The sequence below is a fragment of the Protofrankia sp. CiP3 genome (assembly GCF_917627345.1).
GTDB lineage: Bacteria > Actinomycetota > Actinomycetes > Frankiales > Frankiaceae > Protofrankia.
Genome location: NZ_CAKJTM010000002.1, coordinates 174,030 through 178,041, shown reverse-complemented (window position 1 = coordinate 178,041; position 4,012 = coordinate 174,030). Strand labels below are relative to the sequence as shown.

Sequence of the window (4,012 nt, the reverse complement as noted above, 5' to 3'; positions counted from 1 at the left end):
GGGTGGCGACCGAGTCACGCCGACGGAGTTCCGGAAGGTCGTGCCTGACGCAGCACTGGAAAAGGCAAGGGAGTGCGGGGCACCGCGCGCGTACCTAATCGCCCCTCCTAATCTACAGCCCTGCCCCTCTCAACGTAACACCGGCACCACGGGCCCAGCACCGTCGACGTCTCTGTGCCCTCGCCCATTTGAACCGCATGCATCCGGGGAAATCATTTGATGGCCTGGGCCAGCACGTCGAGGCTGTTGGCGCGCGCCCACCGCACCGACGTGGCGTCTTGCAAAGCGTGTATGAGCCGCCGGGCAAGCCGTTGCGAAACGAACCACTCCGGCGCAACCTGGTGGACACCGGCCAGCGTTTTTGCCGCTCCGGCGTAGCCCTTGGTGGCAAGCTGCGCCTCCGCCACCGTGAGCAAATACCGCTGCCACGTGGTTTCCCGGATTGCTTTGCCCCGGCGCACCCTGCGTGCGAGGAACAGCGCCCGGTCCGCCTCACCCATGACCATCGCGTTTTCAACCTCGATGGTGTCAACGGTCGTGGGGCCGAAAGCAGCCCAAAAGCTGCTCACCGTCATGTAATCGTTGCGGAGCCGCCCGGCAACCTCTTTGGCCGTAGCTAGATACCCAGAACTGGCCGCCGGTCGGTTATTGCGGGCTGCCGACGAACTGGCGCGGGTGAGCAATCGGCCGTATTGGGCGAGGTGGATTTCTGTAACCTCGCCATGGGGTTCAATGGCCTCTGCCATGAAAAGCGCCGTATCCTCGGCATCGTCCAACCGTGCCTGACGGGTAAAGTTCCAGGCGATGTTATCGGCGGCACTCGCCCGAAGCAGTTCATCCCCGGCACCCTCGGCCGCCCGGATTGCGCGTTCCGCCGCGGTGATTGACAAATCCTCCCGTCGGAATTGCAGGAGAACCAGTGACGCCATGAGGTAACTGCGAGCCGCCAGCCGTTGCCCGACGACGGCAAAGTCTCCCGTGGCCGCACCCGTGGCGGCATCCGCCGCGATCAGAAGTCCGGGCGCAAGTGCCAACGCATCTTTGTACCTGTTCGCCTGGTACATCCGGGTTAGCTCGATAAGCCCTTGCCTGACATCCCCAATGTTTGGCGCGTCGCCCCCAGGAGGGCTGACCGGCACCGGCACCAGCACCCGGCGCAGCGCCGCCAGGTCTGCGGTGTCGCCGTTGTCATCCCGGTCAAGAGGGCCACCGTAGGACAGAAGATCGGAGGTGGTGACGCCCAGCACGCGGGCAAACGAATGGAGGGTAGGAAGGCTGACCGCATCCCGGGCACCCCGTTCCAACTTCCGGACCGTGGTGAGACTGACGCCGGCGCGCTCCGCAAACTCATCTTGGGTGAGGACAGCCCGGACCCGTAGCTCTGCGACCCGTTCACCAAGGCTTTCAGCCATAGGCCAAGAGTACCGACTTCCGTGGTGGGAGGGGCGCACTGGGTAATACTGCCTAACGCTTCATAGAAACTCGGCCGCCTGCGGCCGGGGTTGGTGGTGCTCCTGGGGTCACCTCGCGGCGAGGTGACCCCATTGGCATCTGTGCGCAACGTGGCAACTACACCACGATTCGTCCCAGGCTCCCGCTGCCTGCGAGGTACGGCCCCGGGCGACGGGAGCCCACCAGCCCGCAGGAGGCAGACGAGAGGGCAGAGCGATGAGCACGAAGCCGGCGGCCTACGGCTACATCAGCGTTGAGGGTGAAGACGAAGCCGAAATTGGCCGCCTTCAAAATACGGTGACGCTGCATGCCATCACCGAAGGTCTCAGTCTCGAAGAAACATATGTTGACCGTAATATCCCGCTCGCCCAAGTGAGTGGCCGCCCGGCGCTCATGACGGTGCTAACGCTCGTCAATGAAGGCGAGGGCGTCTACGTCATCGTTCCGAACCTGGACGCCATGTCGAGAGCATCCGGTGTCCGCCGGGCCATCACTCTTGAAATCTTCCAGGCGGGCGGACATTTGCAAATTGCCAGCGGGGAGAGGAACGATCGCCTTCCTCTCCGCAGACCCGGAACCTCATACGCGGTCCCTGTGCTGCGTGAGCGTGGCGCGTAATTGGGCATCTATCATGGCCGGCGGCGGCCCCGGAAGTCAGCCAGCCGTGTTCCCATCCCTTACAGAGGGGGTGACTGTATGAACGACTGGCCCAGCCTTTCGCGCACATACTCCACGACACTTCCCCAAACAAGCCCGCTCCTCCAACGACGTAGGGGCGGGCTTGTGGTCTTTAGTCGCCAGGGGTCTTATGATTTAGAGAACTCGGGTTGCCGACACTTGAAAATGACCGGCCACGCCGCAATTTTGCGATCCATCAAGGATCGTGTTTCACGACTTCCGTTGATCCATCTGCCAAGCCAAAACATTTTGCTGCCATTCCGCTATTGCGGGAGCTTGTAAATATCTTCGGGCGTAGACACTGCGAGTGCGTCACATTATGCTCATTGTACGGGGTGCCGGGGCGTGACACGCGCTCTGCCGTATTGCATGGTGGCGCCCACGTCGGGCTGAATCGGCTGGCGCCCGAGCGGCGGGAAGCGGTCTTCCTGAAATTGTTGTCCCGTGTGAACAGCTACGTCCCGTGCGTCCGGCGGCTTTGCGCAGGCCTCGGCCGCCGGGCACACGATAGTGGTTCTTGTCGCGGGCCCGGCGGTCTCGGGAAACTCCCGCCGGCACTAGGAAATGGTTGCGACGCCCGGTGAGTTGAAACGACGGCCGGTGACCTTCTCGCTGATACCGGTGCGATCCAGGTAGGGCGTGATGCCACCGAGGTGGAACGGCCACCCGGCACCGAGGATCAGGGACAGGTCCACATCGGCGGCTTCGGCGACGACGCCGTCGTCGAGAAGGATGCGGATCTCCTCGGCGAGTGCGGCCAGCGCCGCCTCCCGCACCTGCTCACCGGTCAGTACCGGGGTGTCACCGCCGGCCTGGACCCGCAGGAGCTCAGCGGCCTGCTGGTCGATCTTCCGTGGGTCTCCCGTCTCCGCGTGGACATCGGCCCGGCCGGCGGCGACCAGCCGGGCAAGGCCCTCGGGCTTGCCGAAGCGGTCGGGATAGGCGGCGTGGAGGGTCTCGGCGACGTGGAGGACTATCGGCGGGCCGACCAGCTCGAGCAATGCCAGCGGGGACATCGGCAGGCCGAGGGGTTCCGGTGCCTGGTCGGCCTCGGCCGGGGGGGTACCGTTCTCGATCGCGCCGAGCACTTCGTCCATGAACCGGACGAGCAGGCGGTTGAGGGCGAAAGCCGGCGTGTCGGTGGTGAGTACCGCGTTCTTCTTGATCTTCTTCACGACCGCGAGGGTGGTCGCGATCGCCGCGTCATCGGTCTGCCTGCCTCGTACCACCTCGACCAACGGCAGCACCGCCACCGGGTTGAAGAAGTGCAGCCCGGCTACCCGCTCCGGATGCGTCAGCTCCGCGGCCATCGCGCTGATCGACAGCGCCGAGGTGTTGGTCAGCAGCAGGGCCGTCGGGCTGACAACCGCCTCCAGCTCGGCCAGCACCTTCCGCTTGACCGCGAGATCTTCGAACACGGCTTCGATGACGAGGTCGGCATCGGCGAACACATCCTTGGTCAGCGAGCCGGTCACGCTTGCCTTCAGCCGGGACGCCCTGTCCGGGGAGAGCTTCTTCTTGGCCAGCAGGTTGTCGATCTCGGCGTGGACGGCGGCCACACCGGCGTCGAGGCGGGTCTGGTCGATGTCGGTCAGGACGACCGGGACCTCCAGACGCTGGGCGAACAACGCCGCGAGCTGGCTCGCCATCAGGCCGGCGCCAACCACACCGACCTTGGTGACCGGGCGTGCCAGCGCCTTGTCCGGACCGCCGACCGGGCGCTTCGCCCGCTTCTGCACCAGGTCGAAGGCGTAGAGGCTGGCGACCAGCTCCTCGGTGACCGCGACGTCGGCGAGCGCGTCAGCCTCGGCCGCGAGACCGGAGTCGAGGTCGGCGGTCTCGGCGAGCTCGATCAGTTTCAGCGCACGGTATGCCGCGGGTG

Annotated in this window: 3 protein-coding genes; 1 reads left to right on the top strand and 2 read right to left on the bottom strand. The window is 65.1% G+C overall.

Going from position 1 to position 4,012, the window contains the following annotated elements:
• Positions 1 to 212: 212 nt before the first annotated feature.
• A complete protein-coding gene (locus MJ797_RS01560; RefSeq protein WP_239330933.1) occupies positions 213 to 1,412 on the bottom strand; it encodes a helix-turn-helix transcriptional regulator in 1,200 nt (399 codons plus the stop codon).
• Positions 1,413 to 1,668: 256 nt separating this feature from the next.
• On the opposite strand from MJ797_RS01560, the gene MJ797_RS01555 reads away from it, so the two are divergent.
• Positions 1,669 to 2,070, top strand: coding sequence for a hypothetical protein (locus tag MJ797_RS01555; RefSeq protein WP_239330889.1), 402 nt, complete (start codon positions 1,669 to 1,671; stop codon positions 2,068 to 2,070).
• Between the two features lie 617 nt (positions 2,071 to 2,687).
• Here the strand turns inward: MJ797_RS01555 and MJ797_RS01550 are convergent.
• Positions 2,688 to 4,012, bottom strand: a 1,325-nt coding sequence (locus MJ797_RS01550; RefSeq protein WP_239330886.1) for a 3-hydroxyacyl-CoA dehydrogenase family protein, incomplete at its 5' end; no start/stop codon positions are given.

What these genes read in the sequence shown, in the direction of transcription:
- MJ797_RS01560 (WP_239330933.1), bottom strand. Translation starts at nt 1,412, where the DNA reads ATGGCTGAAAGCCTTGGTGAACGGGTCGCAGAGCTACGGGTCCGGGCT.
- MJ797_RS01555 (WP_239330889.1), top strand. Translation starts at nt 1,669, where the DNA reads ATGAGCACGAAGCCGGCGGCCTACGGCTACATCAGCGTTGAGGGTGAA.